The sequence below is a fragment of the Polyangiaceae bacterium genome (assembly GCA_020633205.1).
Lineage (GTDB): Bacteria > Myxococcota_A > Polyangia > Polyangiales > Polyangiaceae > JAHBVY01.
In genome coordinates this window covers 1-2,376 of the sequence record JACKEB010000001.1, presented here as the reverse complement: position 1 = coordinate 2,376, position 2,376 = coordinate 1, and the positions used below count along the sequence as shown (strand labels likewise).

The window sequence follows — 2,376 nt, the reverse complement described above, 5'->3', positions numbered from 1 at the left end:
GTCCTATCGTCCACCTGGACATGCATGGAACGCGGAAGCTGGGTCTCCGGCTCTTGCCGAGCGGCGAATACCTCTCGTGGCCTGACCTCGCGAAAGCGTGCCGTGACATCGTAGAAGCGTCCGACAACAATTTGATCGTGGTCATGGCTGCGTGCCACGGATTCAATGCGGCGGTGGAGATCCGGATTCGGGACCTAACGCCCTTCACGTATTTGATTGCACCATCTACGACGGTTTCCGCCGGGCAGGTCGATGCGGCCTTCACAGAATTCTACCGGACACTGCTAGCGACGGGCGACTTCGATGAGACCTGGGAGCATCTACCACCGCAGTACAACGTATTGGACTGCGAGGCGCTACTGCTCGTCAGCTACGCGCGATACGTGCTGGAGAATTGCAAAGGGAAGGGAAAGCGTCAGCGGCTGGAACGCCTGTTGACCACTTTCAAGAACAGCGCCCCCGGCGTCGACCTCAGCTCGAACCGGCAGCAGCTGCGTCAGCTCATTCGCCCCTCAAAGGCGTCCTTTGAACGCTTTCGGGGTAGCTTCCTCTTGGCAGACCGTCCATCCAACCACGGACGATTCGCCGCCACCTTCGAACACGCGTTGAAGCTTGTCGAGCAAGGCCGTCAGCTCTAGCGACGCGCAGTCGACGCCCAAAGCGTGCCACCGGCCACCGGCCAACTACGTCCTCTCAGGGTCGCTGCCGGTCAGGCTTGAGAATGCTGAGGATGACAGACAAGAGCCGACGGCGGGTCGCTCTGTCGGTCGGCAGTCGAAAACCGCCAGGACACGCCGCAGTACGATGCATCGTCGAGCCGCATGACCGCCGTCCTCGTTACGCTGCCACAGCGTGTGACCATCCCTTGTGTGCGGTGGGTTCGTTCAGTTGGCGCTGCACGCTGGCTCGCAAGTCGACATCCTCAAGCTTCTTCAACGTCGCCGCAAAGGCTTGGCGTAGCTTCGTGGCGCTGAGCCGATGCAACACCACTTCGAGTGTGTCGTTCTCGTTGGGAACTGGGCACTCTTCGGTCACTTCGGACACATGAACGCTATTGCGCAACGATTCGACGAGGGCCCGAAGACTCTCGTTCATACCGTGCTGTTGGTCGGCTGACGAAATGAGGTGGCGCGAAACGAAATCCGGGACGTCTCCGAGGATCTCCTTCGTCAGCGGATCCACTGGCGCCGCTGCGACGGAAGAGCCGACCGCGACCGCATGAACCCGGCGACCCTCCTCCGCGACCGTCAGCACGCACAACGGTATCGAGGGGGCGAACGGGTCCCTGAGGTTCGGGCAGTAGCTAATCACCGCTTGTCGGTATCGTGGGCTGGGCATGTTGATATCCGATCTCAGTCGTACCCCTTGATGATCGCACGAACAAGTGCACGCCGGGCAAGCAAAGTGCTCAGGACTGCCAAACGCTCATGCTCACACATAAATTCGGGCGGTAGGCGCATGCAAACCTCCTCGATTACGTCGTGCCTGAGGCTCTCTAGCCGGTCTAGAGCGGCATCCAACTGGTGAGGGGTCACGCGCGCGCGCAGACGATCGGGAAACGGAGCCCGCGCCACGCGCTCGCCGCGTCCGCCTTCCCATGCCCCACCAAATCCCAGGCTCGTGGCGTAGTCGACGAACACGAAGGACGAGGGGCCTTGTACGGGGTCGTCATATCCCCAGATGATATTGTGGGGGTGGTCGTTGTGCTCGGTCTGACCAACCCAATGGTTCATGACGAGAACGGCGGCGACGTCTTCGCCCACCGTGCGAGCCATTGCTGCGCCTACCGGTGAGTCGGATCTGGCCAAGAACGACGCGCAGCTTGCCCATGACCACTGGTGTTCATAACATTGCAGCGAGACACAGGCGTGGACCTCCTCACCAGCTTCCGCATCCGACCGGTCCGTCAGGACCACGGGAGGCACGGCAGCTTTCATTTCGAACGCAAGATCCGAGGCGATCTTCTCTCGCGCGGCGATGCCTCGCCACCGATCACCGAGATGCTTGGTGGGCTTCACGTACCCCACTTGATTGGCGTGGTCCGGAGCGTACGCCTTGTATCCGCCCGTTTCTCCGGCGCAGTCGCCCTCCAGGCTCCCGGCCTGATTGTCGCAACGGAACCAAGTAGCCCCGCAGACTACGGTATCCCGACACTGCCGACGAAGAGATGGACTCAGCACGGGGCAGCAACTATCACAGATTGCGCTGCCAGGGGAGCCGGCCCAGGCGGCCGGCGACAATGGGGCCCAGCGTCCGGGACGATTGTCTCCCCGTTGTCTCTTCTGGCCGTCTCGTTGCGTCCCATGCCGTCCCGCACCGTCGCGTTCCCCTCTTGTTTTAGGGTGAATTCGTCAGTGGTTTCGAGACGTAACTAGA

The 2,376-nt window shown here is 61.4% G+C and carries 3 protein-coding genes; 1 reads left to right on the top strand and 2 read right to left on the bottom strand.

Features of this window, described 5'->3' with window-relative positions; genetic code table 11:
* The first annotated feature begins 20 nt into the window (after positions 1–20).
* The gene (locus tag H6718_00015; protein MCB9583747.1) at positions 21–638 is read left to right on the top strand and encodes a hypothetical protein; all 618 of its coding nucleotides are present in this window, start codon (positions 21–23) and stop codon (positions 636–638) included.
* Between the two features lie 199 nt (positions 639–837).
* Here H6718_00015 and H6718_00010 read toward each other — a convergent pair whose 3' ends face one another.
* Together H6718_00010 and H6718_00005 are read right to left on the bottom strand one after the other, a co-directional pair.
* Positions 838–1,338: a hypothetical protein gene (locus tag H6718_00010; GenBank protein MCB9583746.1), complete on the bottom strand. Its 501-nt coding sequence runs from the start codon at positions 1,336–1,338 to the stop codon at positions 838–840.
* 14 nt (positions 1,339–1,352) lie between these two features.
* The gene (locus tag H6718_00005) at positions 1,353–2,018 is read right to left on the bottom strand and encodes a hypothetical protein (protein MCB9583745.1); all 666 of its coding nucleotides are present in this window, start codon (positions 2,016–2,018) and stop codon (positions 1,353–1,355) included.
* Between the last annotated feature and the right edge of the window lie 358 nt (positions 2,019–2,376).